This window comes from Priestia sp. ST2 (assembly GCF_055810735.1).
Genome location: NZ_JBVVNT010000001.1, coordinates 431,413 through 446,195 on the forward strand (window position 1 = coordinate 431,413; position 14,783 = coordinate 446,195).

At 38.0% G+C, this 14,783-nt stretch carries 13 protein-coding genes; 10 read left to right on the forward strand and 3 right to left on the reverse strand.

What is annotated here, in order from left to right:
- Window positions 1-2 precede the first annotated feature (2 nt).
- From AC0KUU_RS02225 to spo0A, 8 genes are all read left to right on the forward strand, one after another.
- Entirely contained in the window at window positions 3-236 is a 234-nt protein-coding gene (locus tag AC0KUU_RS02225) for an exodeoxyribonuclease VII small subunit (protein WP_013059140.1), read from the forward strand.
- A complete protein-coding gene (locus tag AC0KUU_RS02230; RefSeq protein ID WP_013059139.1) occupies window positions 236-1,132 on the forward strand; it encodes a polyprenyl synthetase family protein in 897 nt (298 codons plus the stop codon). Before AC0KUU_RS02225 ends, AC0KUU_RS02230 begins: the two co-directional genes overlap by 1 nt.
- 320 nt (window positions 1,133-1,452) lie before the next feature.
- Window positions 1,453-3,354: a 1-deoxy-D-xylulose-5-phosphate synthase gene (dxs, locus tag AC0KUU_RS02235; protein WP_013059138.1), complete on the forward strand. Its 1,902-nt coding sequence runs from the start codon at window positions 1,453-1,455 to the stop codon at window positions 3,352-3,354.
- Window positions 3,351-4,178: a TlyA family RNA methyltransferase gene (locus AC0KUU_RS02240; protein ID WP_013084988.1), complete on the forward strand. Its 828-nt coding sequence runs from the start codon at window positions 3,351-3,353 to the stop codon at window positions 4,176-4,178. The genes dxs and AC0KUU_RS02240 overlap by 4 nt, the downstream gene beginning before the upstream one ends.
- Before the next feature lie 161 nt (window positions 4,179-4,339).
- A complete protein-coding gene (ahrC, locus tag AC0KUU_RS02245) occupies window positions 4,340-4,789 on the forward strand; it encodes a transcriptional regulator AhrC/ArgR (RefSeq protein WP_013059136.1) in 450 nt (149 codons plus the stop codon).
- Between the two features lie 16 nt (window positions 4,790-4,805).
- Window positions 4,806-6,533, forward strand: a complete 1,728-nt coding sequence (recN, locus tag AC0KUU_RS02250) for a DNA repair protein RecN (protein ID WP_028410663.1) — start codon at window positions 4,806-4,808, stop codon at window positions 6,531-6,533.
- Between the two features lie 182 nt (window positions 6,534-6,715).
- Window positions 6,716-7,996, forward strand: a complete 1,281-nt coding sequence (gene spoIVB / locus AC0KUU_RS02255) for a SpoIVB peptidase (RefSeq protein ID WP_016765539.1) — start codon at window positions 6,716-6,718, stop codon at window positions 7,994-7,996.
- Between the two features lie 227 nt (window positions 7,997-8,223).
- Entirely contained in the window at window positions 8,224-9,012 is a 789-nt protein-coding gene (spo0A, locus tag AC0KUU_RS02260) for a sporulation transcription factor Spo0A (protein ID WP_013084985.1), read from the forward strand.
- A gap of 390 nt (window positions 9,013-9,402) precedes the next feature.
- On the opposite strand, the gene AC0KUU_RS02265 is transcribed toward spo0A, so the two are convergent.
- Both AC0KUU_RS02265 and AC0KUU_RS02270 read right to left on the reverse strand, forming a co-directional pair.
- Window positions 9,403-10,734: a peptide MFS transporter gene (locus AC0KUU_RS02265; RefSeq protein ID WP_013084983.1), complete on the reverse strand. Its 1,332-nt coding sequence runs from the start codon at window positions 10,732-10,734 to the stop codon at window positions 9,403-9,405.
- Window positions 10,735-11,046: 312 nt separating this feature from the next.
- Window positions 11,047-11,199 carry a YycC family protein gene (locus AC0KUU_RS02270; protein WP_013059130.1) on the reverse strand — a complete coding sequence of 51 codons (153 nt, stop codon included), beginning with the start codon at window positions 11,197-11,199 and terminating at the stop codon, window positions 11,047-11,049.
- A 124-nt stretch (window positions 11,200-11,323) separates the two neighbouring features.
- Between AC0KUU_RS02270 and AC0KUU_RS02275 the strand changes: the two genes are divergently transcribed.
- Entirely contained in the window at window positions 11,324-12,052 is a 729-nt protein-coding gene (locus AC0KUU_RS02275; protein ID WP_028410665.1) for a glycerophosphodiester phosphodiesterase, read from the forward strand.
- 12 nt (window positions 12,053-12,064) lie between these two features.
- Here AC0KUU_RS02275 and AC0KUU_RS02280 read toward each other — a convergent pair whose 3' ends face one another.
- Window positions 12,065-12,316: a DUF2627 domain-containing protein gene (locus AC0KUU_RS02280; RefSeq protein WP_013059128.1), complete on the reverse strand. Its 252-nt coding sequence runs from the start codon at window positions 12,314-12,316 to the stop codon at window positions 12,065-12,067.
- Window positions 12,317-12,491: 175 nt separating this feature from the next.
- On the opposite strand from AC0KUU_RS02280, the gene AC0KUU_RS02285 reads away from it, so the two are divergent.
- Complete coding sequence (locus AC0KUU_RS02285) at window positions 12,492-14,561, forward strand: sigma-54 interaction domain-containing protein (RefSeq protein ID WP_043976261.1); 2,070 nt, start codon at window positions 12,492-12,494, stop codon at window positions 14,559-14,561.
- Window positions 14,562-14,783: the final 222 nt, after the last annotated feature.

Consider the following 14,783-nt stretch of genomic DNA (forward strand, 5'->3'; position numbering starts at 1 on the left):
AAATGGCGACAAATAAAGAGTATACGTTTGAAGAGGCGATGGAGCAGTTAGAAACCATCGTAAACAAGCTAGAAGAAGGCGACGTGCCTTTAGAAGAAGCAATTCAACAATTCCAAGAAGGAATGACTCTTTCAAAATTCTGTCACGATCGTCTTCAGCATATTGAAAAGCAAATGGAAACTATTTTACGTGAAGACGGAACGCTTGAGCCATTCTCGGTGCAGGAGGAAGAGTGATGGTGAATGAAATGAATTTAAAAGAGTATATTTCTTTTACAAAAGATCGAGTAGAAACACGCCTGCCTGAAGTGGTAAAAGCATTACATGCTCCGGTTAACTTAAAGGAATCCATGCTTTACTCGCTTACGGCAGGAGGAAAGCGACTTCGCCCAGTGCTGTTGTTTGCCACGCTACATGCGTTTGGAAAAGACGAGAGCATGGGATTAGAAACAGCATGTGCAGTGGAAATGATTCATACATATTCTCTCATTCACGATGATTTACCTAGCATGGATGATGACGACTTAAGAAGAGGTAAACCAACGAATCACAAGGTGTACGGCGAAGCAACCGCTATATTAGCTGGAGATGCTCTTTTAACAAATAGCTTTCAGCTCATTTCTGAAGCGGCACATCCTGAGATTACATCACATATGAAGCTTCAGCTCATTACAGAACTGGTAAAAGCAAGCGGAACAGAAGGTATGATCAGCGGACAGGTTGCGGATATGGAAGGCGAAAAAAAGCAGCTCACGCTAGATGAGCTTGAATATATTCACCTTCACAAAACGGGGAAGCTGCTAGGGTTTTGTGTAAAAGCAGGAGCTATTCTTGCAAAAGCTACGCCTTTACAGCAAGAATTATTAGAAGAATTCAGTAAGCATGTAGGGTTAGCGTTTCAAATTCAAGATGATATCTTGGATGTGGAAGGGTCTGAAGAAAAATTAGGAAAGCCAATTGGCAGTGATACAGAAAATGAAAAAACGACATATCCTTCTTTATTAGGTATGGAAGCGGCCAAAGAAAAGTTACAGTATCATGTTGAACAAGCACTTCTCTCGTTACGTCAAGCTCAAATTAAGCACGGATTACTAGAAGAAATTTGTTTATATATAGCAAAACGTGATAGTTAATGACGATCTCTGTCAGGTTTTTTGAGTGATACAGTAAAATAAGATTGAGTCCCAATAGGGGCTATGCTATAATGATTTTACTACTGTATAAAAGCGTAGTGCATAGGTTTGAAAGACATATACAATATCTTGGTGGCCGTTATCACATTTGTGTTAGCGGCTATTTTTTCACTGTTTTCCTTTGAATATCGCTGGTTTACTGATAGAATATCAAAGGTATTGTAAGTAATAAGGAAATACTAAAAATTGACTATACGTATAAAACAATAGACAATGTATTAAGGTAACTTTATAACAAGTACGAAAGTGAGTGATCCACCTTGGATCTTACAACGATAAAAAATCCTGAGTTTTTAAAGAAAATGTCAGTAACACAATTAGAAGAACTAAGTGAAGAGATTCGTCGTTTTTTAATTACAAAGCTTTCTGCAACTGGCGGTCATATAGGGCCGAATTTGGGAGTTGTTGAGTTAACGCTTGCACTCCATAAAGTATTTGACAGCCCAAAAGATAAATTTTTATGGGACGTGGGGCATCAGTCGTATGTCCATAAAATTTTAACAGGACGAGCGGGAGAGTTTGATACAATCCGTCAATATAAAGGATTATGCGGTTTTCCAAAGCGTGACGAAAGTGAACATGATGTATGGGAAACGGGACATAGTTCTACATCTCTTTCAGCCGCAATGGGAATGGCTGCTGCAAGAGATTTGCAAAAAACAAAAGCTCATATTGTTCCCATCATTGGTGACGGAGCTTTAACAGGTGGTATGGCTCTTGAAGCGCTTAACCACATCGGGCACGAGCAAACGGATATGACCGTTATTTTAAATGACAATGAAATGTCTATCGCTCCTAACGTGGGAGCTGTACACAGTATTCTAGGACGTTTGCGCACGGCAGGCAAATACAACTGGGTAAAAGATGAGCTTGAAGTCTTGCTGAAAAAAGTGCCTGCAGTAGGCGGTAAGCTTGCGGCAACGGCAGAACGTGTAAAAGATGGTCTAAAGTATATGGTCGTGTCAGGCATGTTCTTTGAAGACCTTGGCTTTACGTATTTAGGCCCAGTTGATGGCCATAGCTATGATGATTTATTGGAAACGTTACAATATGCAAAGAAAACAAAAGGTCCCGTGCTGATTCACGTTATTACGAAAAAAGGGAAAGGCTACTTGCCGGCGGAAAGCGATAAAAGCGGAGCATGGCATGGTACAGGCCCTTACAAAATTGAATCCGGTGACTTTATTAAAGACAAAAATGTTCCGATTGCTTGGAGTAAACTAGTAAGTGATACGGTATTGAAGATGGCTAGGGAAGATGATCGCATTGTAGCCGTAACACCAGCAATGCCTGTGGGTTCAAAACTCGAAGCATTTCAAAAAGAGTTTCCGCATCGCATGTTTGATGTTGGGATTGCAGAGCAGCATGCAACAACAATGGCAGCAGGTCTTGCAACTCAAAATATGAAGCCCTTTTTAGCTATTTATTCTACGTTTTTACAGCGTGCATACGATCAAGTGGTTCATGATATTTGCCGTCAAAAGCTAAATGTATTTATTGGGATTGATCGCGCTGGGCTAGTAGGTGCTGATGGTGAAACGCATCAAGGCGTGTTTGATATTGCATTCTTACGTCATTTGCCTAACCTTGTTATTATGATGCCAAAAGATGAGAATGAAGGCCAGCACATGGTTCACACTGCTTTGACTTATGAAGAAGGTCCGATTGCTATGCGCTATGCTAGAGGAAACGGATTAGGTGTTGAACTAGATTCAGAATTGAAAAACATTCCGATCGGAACATGGGACGTATTAAAAGAAGGTTCAGATACAACCATTTTAACGTTTGGTACAACGATTTCAATGGCGATGGATGCAGCAGCAGAACTTGAGAAGCAAGGAATCAGCGTCAAAGTGGTAAATGCTCGTTTTATTAAACCGTTGGATGAAAAAATGCTTCATGAGATTTTCCAAACTAGTAAGCCTGTGATTACGGTAGAAGAAGCGGTACTTCAAGGCGGTTTTGGAAGCGCGGTGTTAGAGTTTGCATCAGAGCACGGCTATTATGATACGCGCGTTGAACGTATGGGGATTCCAGATCGCTTTATCGAGCACGGCAGCGTAACAAAACTTTTAGAAGAAATTGGCTTAACCAAAGAAGAGATTATAAATCGAGTTAAAAAACTCGTAACACCAACACAAAAGAGGCTTGAAGTTAAGTGACAAAAAAAGAACGAGTAGATGTATTATTAGTAGAACGAGGTTTGATTGAAACAAGAGAAAAAGCAAAGCGTACAGTGATGGCAGGACTCGTTTATGCGAATGAAGTCCGTTTGGATAAGCCGGGAGAGAAAATTGAACGCGATACGCCGCTGACAATTAAAGGTGCAGTGATGCCTTACGTCAGCAGAGGCGGCTTTAAGCTTGAAAAAGCGATTAAAGAATTTAATGTCCATGTAGCGGATAAAATCATGATTGATATTGGTTCTTCTACTGGAGGCTTTACCGATTGTGCGCTTCAAAATGGAGCGAAGATGTCCTATGCGCTAGACGTAGGCTATAATCAGCTAGCTTGGAAGCTTCGTCAAGATGAACGAGTAGAAGTAATGGAACGAACCAATTTCCGTTATGTGACGCCAGCTGATTTATCAAGAGGCTTGCCTGAATTCGCTTCTATTGATGTATCATTTATTTCCTTAAGACTCATTCTTCCTGTGTTAAAAACACTTCTTGTTCCACACAGCGATGTTGTTGCGCTCGTTAAGCCACAGTTTGAGGCTGGAAGAGAGCAAGTTGGGAAAAAAGGAATCGTGCGTGATTCAAAAGTGCATGAAGAAGTTCTTCAAGGCATGGTGGATTTCTCCCTTCGTCAAGGATACGATGTATATAACATGTCGTATTCACCGATAACGGGAGGAGATGGAAATATCGAATTTCTTCTCCACCTGCGCTGGAAAGGCGAGCGTGAACTTGGTGAAAATCAAGCTCCGCTTACTGTGAGCGAAGTAGTTGAAGAAGCACATAAGACGTTAAAAGAGAAAAAGTAATAATGGCCAATGTTAAGCAAAGACTTAGCATTGGCGATTTGATTATGACTCTTTATACAAAAGGTGCATAATCAAGTTGAACACATTATGATACTTAATTAGTGAAAGACTTATAAACAACAAAACAAAAAAAAGATTACATATTAATGTGAGGTGCCAACATGAATAAAGGGCAAAGACATATTAAAATTCGTGATATTATCACGAATAATGATATTGAAACACAGGATGAATTGGTAGATATTTTAAAAAACCAAGGTTTTAATGTAACACAGGCAACAATCTCTCGTGATATTAAAGAACTGCACTTAGTCAAAGTGCCTTTGATGGACGGTCGATACAAATACAGCTTGCCTGCAGATCAGCGTTTTAATCCCTTACAAAAGTTAAAGCGCTCTCTTATGGACGCATTTGTAAAAATTGATTCAGCGGGGCATATGTTGGTGATGAAAACATTACCGGGAAATGCAAATGCGATTGGCGCATTAATTGATCATTTGGATTGGGATGAAATATTAGGAACAATTTGTGGAGACGATACATGTTTGATTATTTGCCGTACTCCTGAAGATACGCAAATTATATCAGACCGATTTTTAGAAATGTTATAAAGGTGAGTGAAGCAGGTTGTTAGCTGAATTATCCATTAAAAACTTTGCGATTATTGATGAACTTTCTGTTTCATTTGAAAAAGGCTTAACGGTATTAACAGGCGAAACAGGAGCGGGGAAATCGATTATTATTGATGCCATTTCATTGTTAGTAGGTGGAAGAGGCTCTTCGGAGTTTGTACGCCACGGAACAGACAGAGCCGAAATTGAAGGACTTTTCTTATTTGATGAAGAACAGCATCCGAGTCACGAAAAAGCCAAACAAGTCGGTTTGGAAGTGGAAGATGGAATGATTGTGCTTCGCCGAGATATCACTACAAATGGGAAAAGTATTTGCCGCATCAACGGTAAGCTCGTAACGTTAGCTATCCTACGTGAAGTTGGACAGACGTTAATTGATATACATGGACAGCACGAGCACCAAGATTTAATGAATCAAGATCGTCACTTAACTCTTCTTGATCAATATGGAGGAGAAAAAGTAGAAGAGGCTTTGACGGAGTATCGAGAGGTATTTTCTAGGTATACATCGCTAAAAAAGCAGCTTGATCAATTAACTGAAAATGAACAGCAGATGGCACATCGCCTCGATCTTATTCAATTTCAATTAGATGAAATCAAAGCGGCAAATTTGCAGCTGAACGAAGACGAGGAACTAAATGAAGAGCGTTTGAAGATTTCTAACTTTGAAAAGATCTATACGTCGCTAAACGATGCGTACAATGCCCTGCACGGTGAACACCAAGGTTTAGATTGGGTCGGCGTAGCAATGAATCATACGGAGGATATTTCGTCACTGGAAAAAAACTATGCCGAAATTTCTGAGATCATTTCATCGAGCTTCTATCAGCTAGAAGACGCATCTTATAAAATTCGTCAGCAGCTTGATTTATTAGAATTTGATCCCAAACGCTTAGACTTTATTGAAGCGCGTTTAAATGAAATTAATCACTTAAAGCGTAAATACGGTCAAAGTGTAGATGAAATTCTAGAATATGCAGCGCAAATTGAAGATGAAATTGATCGTATTGAAAATCGAGATACGCATGTGAGCAAGATCAAAGAAGAGTTAAACAGTGTAGCACAGGATTTATTAGTAGAAGCTAATAACGTTTCAGCTATTCGAAAAAAACTTGCTCAGGAGTTAACGGACAGTATCCATCATGAGCTTCAAGAACTGTATATGGCTAAGACCGTATTTCAAATTAAATTCTCTGTTGTAAATGCAGGTAAAAATGACGTTGAAGTAAATGGAGAAAGAATAAAATTCACCAAAGACGGTATTGACAACGTAGAATTTTATATTTCTACCAATCCTGGTGAACCTTTAAAGCCTCTTGCAAAAGTAGCATCAGGAGGAGAACTGTCAAGAATTATGCTGGCGTTAAAAAGCATCTTCTCTAAGCATCAAGGCGTGACGTCCATTATCTTTGACGAAGTTGATACAGGCGTAAGTGGAAGAGTAGCTCAATCGATCGGTGAAAAAATACATGCTATTTCTGTTGATTCACAAGTTCTCTGTATATCTCATCTGCCTCAGGTAGCAGCGATGGCAGATACTCATCTCTTTATTGCTAAAGAGATAAAAGGTGATCGTACAACGACGTCTGTTCTTCCGTTAACTGTTGATGAAAAAGTAAAAGAAATTGGTCGAATGATTGCAGGAGCTGAAATTACAAGCTTAACGAAGGAACATGCCAAAGAGCTTTTAGATTTAGCGGATAAGATGAAGCACACCATTTAAAAAAACACCTTTTAACACGTAACAGTATGTGTTAAAGGTGTTTTTTTATACAAAATGGAGGAACTGAAAATGTTTCCTTGCACTTCTTTTCATTTTTCTCTGAACTTCTGTTATAAATGCGCTCTAAGAAGGCTAAATTAAATGTGTAGCCATTTAGGCGAGGAAGCGAGGAGAGTGAAAACATGCAAAATCGATACAGACATATAATTGGTGCGATTCTCCTTGTTTCGTTCATTTTTGTAGGATTTATTCCAGTTGTGCAACAATATATACACATTCCAAAACAAATCGTCTTATTTGAACAGCAAAAAGAAAAAATTAATACGACATTACCGCTTAGCGTAGAAGCTTCATCACCTGTTTACGATGTAACAAGTAACAAGGCGAAGCTGACCGTAGCAGGCAAACAAGTAGGCAAAGAAGAGTTGATGCTTCATTTGGCCGGTATTCCTGTAAAGCGTGTAGACGTGCAGGTATTATCTGATTTTAAAGTCATTCCAGGTGGACAATCAATCGGTGTGAAATTAAATTCAAAAGGTGTTCTTGTTGTAGGCTATCATCAAGTAGATACAGCAAAAGGTAAAAGATCTCCTGGCGAAATTGCGGGTATTCAAGTTGGAGATATGATTACGAAGATTAATGGTAAAACCATTGAAAAAATGAGTGATATTACACCGTTTATTCAGCAGGCAGGAAAAACGGGTGAACCATTAAATCTGCATATTTTAAGAGAAAAAAAGCAGTTTGACACTAAGCTATATCCGTTAAAAGATAAGCAAGATTATGCTTACAGAATCGGTTTATATATCCGTGATTCAGCTGCAGGAATTGGCACAATGACTTTTTATGATCCAAAATCTAAAAAATACGGCGCTTTAGGTCATGTTATTTCGGATATGGATACAAAAAAGCCAATCGTAGTAGAAGATGGACAAATTGTCCGTTCGACCGTTACATCAATTGAAAAAGGTTCTAACGGCGTTCCCGGCGAAAAGCTAGCAAGGTTTTCTGAAGATAGACAAATCATTGGAAATATTACACGAAATAGTCCTTTTGGTATTTTTGGAAAATTGTCTTCAACGATGGAAAATGGAATAATGGATAAAGCAATGCCAATTGCCCTATCTCATCAAGTAAAAGAAGGACCGGCTAAAATTCTAACGGTAGTAGATGATGATCAAGTAGAAGAATTTGATATTGAAATTATGAGTACTATACCTCAAAAGTTTCCGGCTACTAAAGGAATGGTTATTAAAATTACAGATCCTAAATTGCTAAAGAAAACAGGTGGAATTGTTCAAGGAATGAGCGGGAGCCCGATTATTCAAAACGGTAAAGTCGTTGGAGCGGTTACCCATGTTTTTGTAAATGATCCTACCTCGGGTTACGGTGTCCATATTGAATGGATGCTTAACGAAGCAGGAATCGATATTTATAAAAATAATCGAAAAAAAGCGAGCTAATGTTGTCATTAGTTCGCTTTTTTTGATAAAAATTATTGTCGTAAATGTAAGAGAAAAACGTCGAAAAACAAAGAAAATAAGAGAAAATCGAATAAATTCCATTTAAAAGACTTTTTTCTAAAAAAATAAAGGAAATAATGTTGCATTGTCGAATTTGTCCTTTAGAATAAAGAATAGAGACACGTAGGAAACGACGTATAACATAAAGGACTGAGGAGGAAGCTGCATTGAAAAAAATTAAAGTATGCTTGGTTGATGATAATCGGGAACTAATTGGTTTGCTTGAAGATTATATTTCAGAGCAAGAAGACATGGAAGTAATCGGAGTAGCTTACAATGGACAAGAGTGTTTATCCATTTTAAAAGATAAAGATCCGGATGTTCTTGTATTAGACATTATTATGCCGCATCTAGATGGATTAGCAGTTTTAGGTCAGTTAAAAGAAATGAAAAAAGAAAATTATCCAAATGTCATTATGCTAACAGCATTTGGGCAAGAAGACGTAACGAAAAAAGCGGTTGATTTAGGAGCTGCTTATTTTATTCTAAAGCCGTTTGATATGGAAAACTTAGTGAATCATATTCGTCAAGTTAGCGGACAAACATCTTCATTCATGCAACGTTCATCTTCTTCCATGCGTTCACATCGCGACAGCAAACCAGCAAATTTAGATGCAAGCATTACGAGCATTATTCACGAAATTGGTGTACCTGCTCATATCAAAGGCTATTTGTATTTGAGAGAAGCCATTTCAATGGTATATAAGGATATTGAGCTGCTTGGGTCGATTACAAAAGTACTGTATCCTGATATTGCAAAAAAATATAATACAACGGCAAGCCGCGTTGAGCGCGCCATTCGTCATGCCATTGAAGTAGCATGGAGCCGAGGAAACATTGATTCCATTTCTTCATTATTCGGGTATACTGTCAGCATGTCAAAAGCGAAGCCGACAAACAGTGAATTTATCGCCATGGTTGCGGATAAATTACGCCTTGAACATAAAGCGAGTTGAAAGGGATAGGACTGCTGGAATTACGGGGTTTTGAGTGAGCTGATACCTTTTGTAATACAGAGTACATGCCGATAAATCTTTGGAATTTACACTAGATAGTAAACTAAAAACCAATAAACTTTTTACTGCAGGGCCGATGAATTTTACTCATTCATTGGTCTTTTTATTTTGTTTTAAGAGGTGAAAATATTGAGGTTAATGGAACGTGCATCTTGTTTTTCTTCATATCCATAGTGGAGTATTTTATTGAAATAATTTATTTAATTGTTATGAGGGTTTTGTGTTTGAAAGAAGATTTAGAAGATGTATTGAAAAATTCATGTCCATATTTTAAATGGGATATAGATAAGTAAATTATAAAAAAGCAGCCTTCAGAAAAGGCTGCTTTTTTTAATCCATTAATTTAGCAATCGGTTTTGAAAGGAACAGAACAATAATTCCAAGTACAATTGTTACAGCTCCGATTAAGCTGAAGATATCGAAATAACCTAAAGACTGTGTATAAGATGCAAGAACACCCGCTAGCTTATTAGCGACAGCAGAGCTTGCCATCCATACGCCCATTAAAAGAGAAGCAAGCTTTAATGGAGCCAGTCTACTTACCATAGACAGCCCTACTGGCGAAATCATAAGCTCAGCTAGCGTGTGCAGGAAGTAAGTGAAAATCATGAACAGGATATTTACTTTTAAAGCTGGGTCATTACCAGTATACATAACGGCTGGAATTAAAATTAAGAATCCTAATCCCACTGTCACAAGTCCCATACCCATTTTTGTTGGCGTTTTGAAATCACCGCGTTTTGAATTTCCGAGCTTGTACCAAACTAGTGACATAATTGGTGCTAAAATCATGATAAACAGCGGATTCAATGATTGGAACCACTCTGTTGGAACCGTGAAACTACCTATTTGACGATTAATTTGATCTTGAGCATATAGCGTTAAAGAACTTCCGGCCTGTTCAAAAGCTGTCCAGAAAGCAATAACAACGAAGGCTAGAATAACGATAGCAACCGTTCTTTTCTTTTCTCGTGCTGACAGCGGAGCAGTTGATGTTTGAGATGCCGCTGCGTGAACTTTTCCTGTAGGCTCTTTCCCGATATCACCTAAGTAGCGATTAGCCAGTAGGTTAAATAAAATTTGTCCAACAACCATTCCGATAGCTGCTGTTAAAAATCCGTATTTGTAACTCATTAATCCAACAACTAACGGTGCGAAAAATGCACCAAAGTTAATACCCATATAAAAAATGGTAAAAGCACCGTCACGGCGAGGATCATTTTCTTCATAGAGATCTCCGACCAATGTGGAGATATTTGGTTTGAAAAATCCGTTTCCGATAATTAATAAAGCAAGTCCGATATACAAAGCGGCTACACTTTGATGAATGAAGATGGAAAAATTCCCGAGTGCCATAATCACACCGCCGATAGTGATGGCTAGCCTTCTTCCGAGGAAGCGGTCTGTTAAATATCCGCCAATCATCGGCGTAATGTAAACAGCACTAGTGAATGTTCCATATAAGCTCAGTGCAGTTGCTTTATCTACCCCTAGTCCACCTTGAGCAGCGGTAGCAGTTAAATAAAGAACCAGAATGGCTCTCATTCCATAATAACTAAATCTTTCCCATGCCTCAGTAGCGAATAATAAGTACAGTCCAGGAGGGTGTTTTTTCCTAGACCCATTTGGCTGCTGATTTTCGTGTTGTACAGCTGCTTGCATAATGAAGTCCCCCTAAATTTTTCTCATACTATTTAATTCTTTTGTTTGAATTAATCAAAAAATCAGAATATAAGTACTGGAATAAATATAATGTCTTTTTATTTTAGTAGAAAAACAATAATTTCGTCAATGAAATTATATGGAAAAATCAAAAAATAATTAAATATACACAAAAAAGTATTAAATTACTTATTTAAAAGCATTTTTAAAAATACATTTATATTATTAAATATTCTAATATATGTTATAGGTAATGAAATGAGAAGGTAATACTATTTTTGGAAATGGAAATTCAAAAGAAAAAAGGATCTGTTATTCAGATCCTTTTTTATCTTCGCTCGCATTTAATTCAGCAAGTTTCTGCAGCAAAATATGCTGAGGCATATGCATTAATTGCTCGAGGGGGATATTTAATTGTTCCGCTAATTTTACGGCTGTATCCGGTGAAATTTGCAGTGGTCTCATACACAACAACCTCCTTTTGCATATAAAGTAATGAAAGTAAAAAAGTATAAACAGTAAATTCGTGCTTTCACTATTAAGTAATGCTAAAGTTAATAATAAGTGATAATAGAGGAGTTGAGCAAGTATGTTTGTAATAGGTCATCGCGGCGCAGCTGGAACGTTTCCTGAAAATACGATGATTTCCTTCAAAGAAGCAGCGAGAGTTGGAGCACACGGAATTGAACTTGATGTGCATATGACAAAGGATGGAGAACTTGCTGTAATTCATGATGAAAAAGTAGATCGAACGACGAATGGAAAAGGGTATGTAAAAGATTTTACGTATCAAGATTTAAAAAAATTAGATGCGAGCTATAAGTTCAAAAAAAAGTATGGAGTATGTAAAATCCCCACGTTAAATGAAGTAATGGAGTGGGCTTCAAGTGAAGGAATTAGCGTAAATATTGAGTTGAAAAACAATATATTTGACTATCCATACTTGGAAATGAAAGTCTTGGATTTAATTTATTTATACAAGATGAAGGATCGAACGATGATTTCATCTTTTAATCATAACAGCTTAGCCCGAATTGGTTCTCTGGATTCTACGATTGAAACAGCTATTTTATATTCTTATCCGATGTATGAGCCTTGGGTATATGCGCAGCATCTTGGCGCAAAAGCTCTTCACCCTAATCAGCGTACTGTTAATGAAGTAAATGTAGCGGCTTCAAAAGATTGTCAAATTCCAGTGCGACCTTACACAGTAAATGATGTAAAAGTAGCTGAGCAGCTTCGAAAATATGGATGTGAATCCGTTATTACCGATTATCCAGAAAAAATGGTGAAGCAATTTGGAGGACGCTTTTCGTAAAAAAACATCGCATTAATGCGATGTTTTTTTATCTTTTTGAAATCTGTTTTGAACTTTGTTTCGCTTGCGGTCTCTGTGCAGAATAAAGCCAGCAACAAATCCAAGGCCGATTAAAAATAATAGAAGGCCGACTGAAAATTGCAAAAATAAAGAAGGGAATGGGGATTGCAGGATGCCAAAAATCATATCTCTCATAAGTTTAATGCCATAGCCAGCGAGTATACCGGGAATAAGTAAGATTAGCAGTGCGATAATTCGAACCATAACTGCTCCTTTCGCTTCTCTTTTTTAAAATGAATGCGTTTACATTATGAAACCGTTATACTTGAATCATAAAAGAACTAAATAAATTGTCAAGAGCGTTTCTTTTTTTATATGATAGGTATATGCAATATTTTGCACGGGATATGTACATATTAAGTAGAAAAGGTGAAAAAATATGCAAAATGTGTTGATCGTTGGAGGAGGAAAAGGCGGATTAGCTATTCTGAAAATCTTGTTGGAAACAGAATTTATGAAAGTGATTGGTGTAGTAGACGTACGAGCTAACGCGCCGGCTGTTTTGCATGCGCAAGAACAAGATATTTCAACCGGAATGAATTGGGAGCCTTATATGACAAAGCAGCTCGATGTCATTGTTGAAACAACAGGTAAACAAGGCGTCTTTCAACAATTGCAAAGAAGCAAACCCGCTGATGCACTGGTAGTGCCGGGATTGGTTGCTGAAATTATGGCAAATCTGATGGAGGAAAAAGAAGAGTTAATTCAGAGGTTAAAGCAAGAATCGTATAAATATGATCTTATTTTTAACGCAGCTCATGATGCGATGGTCGTGATTGATAGGAATGGATATATTACGCTATTTAATCAAAGTGCCGAGCGTTTGACGAACTTTTCACACAGAGATGTAATTGGTAAGCATCTTCATGAAGTCATTCCAAATAGTAAACTTGTTGATGTTCTTCATACAAAAACGATTGATCAAAATAGTGAATTTGTGTTAGATAGCGGACGGAAGGTAATTACGACTAGAATACCAATACTCGACGAGAATGGAGAGCTGTTTGGGGCCTTTTCGATTTTTAAAGATATTACGGACGTTGTCGGATTGGCAGAAGAAGTTACGAACTTAAAAGAAGTACAAACTATGCTTCAAGCTATTATACAATCTTCTGAAGAAGCTATTTCGGTTGTCGATGAAGAAGGAAGAGGAATTTTAATTAATCCTGCTTATACAAGAATTACGGGTTTAAAAAAGACGGATATTATTGGTCAGCCCGCGACTGCCGATATCTCTGAAGGAGACAGTATGCACATGAAGGTACTGCAAACAAGGCGTCCTGTCCGAGGTGTAAGAATGAGGCTCGGTCCGAGTAAAAGAGACGTGGTTGTCAATGTTGCCCCCGTTATTGTTGATGGAAAATTAAAAGGCAGCGTTGGTGTTATTCATGATATGTCTGAAATTCAAGAGCTTACAAATGAACTCAAAAGAGCGCGTCAAATTATCAGAACGCTTGAAGCGAAATATTCATTTGCTGATATCATTGGTCAATCTGAAGAGTTTCAGTTAGCAATTGAGCAGGCTAGACTTGCTGCTAAAACACCAGCTACTGTTTTGCTTAGAGGTGAATCTGGGACGGGTAAAGAGCTGTTTGCACATGCGATTCATAATGCGAGCAGCCGAAAGTTTAACAAATTTGTCCGGATTAACTGTGCTGCGCTTTCTGAGTCCTTGCTTGAAAGTGAACTTTTTGGGTACGAAGAAGGAGCTTTTTCCGGGGCAAAAAGAGGGGGGAAACGCGGCGTTTTTGAAGAAGCCAATAACGGTAGCATCTTTTTAGATGAAATCGGGGAGCTCTCAGCTCATATGCAGGCTAAGCTGCTTCGGGTGCTTCAAGAAAAAGAGCTTATTCGCGTTGGAGGAACGACTCCTATTCCGGTGAATGTTCGCGTTATTGCAGCTACGAATGTGAATTTAGAAAAAGGAATGGCTGATGGAAGCATCAGACAGGACTTGTATTATCGGCTAAACAAAATTCCGATTCACATACCTCCTCTTCGGAAGAGAAAAGAGGATATTGGTGCGCTTGTTACACACTTAATTACAAAAATTAATCAAGATTACGGCCGGCATGTTGAAGGAGTAACAGAGCGGGCTTTACAGTCATTAAGATCATACGACTGGCCAGGAAACGTCAGAGAGCTTGAAAACATATTAGGCAGAGCGATTATTTATATGCACTATACAGAAACAATGATTGATTCTGTTCATCTCCCTTCACTTGAAGGCAAGGGCAAAAAAGAAAAAAATCAGGTGAATGAAGAGGTAATGTTCGAAGGGAAGACTTTAGCGCACATGATGGAAAATTACGAAGCGGAACTTATTCAAAAAGTGCTGCTTGCAAACGAGTATAACCGAACGAAAACAGCAAAACAGCTCAATATTTCCCTGCGTTCTTTGTATTATAAGTTGGAAAAATACAATCTTGCAAATAACAGCATGCAATAAAATGCATGGTGTGCAATTTATTGCATATAAATAGAGAGGTATTCTTTTTTTCTATTTGGTGTTAGAATCAATAAAAAATTTTTTTTGTGCGTAAGAACGGATATAAGCAGCTATATTATGTAATATATGCAGAGGATGGCACAAATCTTGCATGTATTTTAGGTGACTGCATAAACGCGCAGTATGCTCTTTAAAACGGAGCAAAAGAAAGAATGAAAAAGG

Bases quoted from the DNA above. Each gene is read 5' to 3' on its own strand.
- AC0KUU_RS02275 (WP_028410665.1), top strand. From the start codon at position 11,324: ATGTTTGTAATAGGTCATCGCGGCGCAGCTGGAACGTTTCCTGAAAAT.
- AC0KUU_RS02230 (WP_013059139.1), top strand. From the start codon at position 236: ATGGTGAATGAAATGAATTTAAAAGAGTATATTTCTTTTACAAAAGAT.
- spoIVB (WP_016765539.1), top strand. From the start codon at position 6,716: ATGCAAAATCGATACAGACATATAATTGGTGCGATTCTCCTTGTTTCG.
- AC0KUU_RS02285 (WP_043976261.1), top strand. From the start codon at position 12,492: ATGCAAAATGTGTTGATCGTTGGAGGAGGAAAAGGCGGATTAGCTATT.
- AC0KUU_RS02225 (WP_013059140.1), top strand. From the start codon at position 3: ATGGCGACAAATAAAGAGTATACGTTTGAAGAGGCGATGGAGCAGTTA.
- AC0KUU_RS02270 (WP_013059130.1), bottom strand. From the start codon at position 11,199: ATGAGACCACTGCAAATTTCACCGGATACAGCCGTAAAATTAGCGGAA.
- AC0KUU_RS02280 (WP_013059128.1), bottom strand. From the start codon at position 12,316: ATGGTTCGAATTATCGCACTGCTAATCTTACTTATTCCCGGTATACTC.
- AC0KUU_RS02265 (WP_013084983.1), bottom strand. From the start codon at position 10,734: ATGCAAGCAGCTGTACAACACGAAAATCAGCAGCCAAATGGGTCTAGG.
- ahrC (WP_013059136.1), top strand. From the start codon at position 4,340: ATGAATAAAGGGCAAAGACATATTAAAATTCGTGATATTATCACGAAT.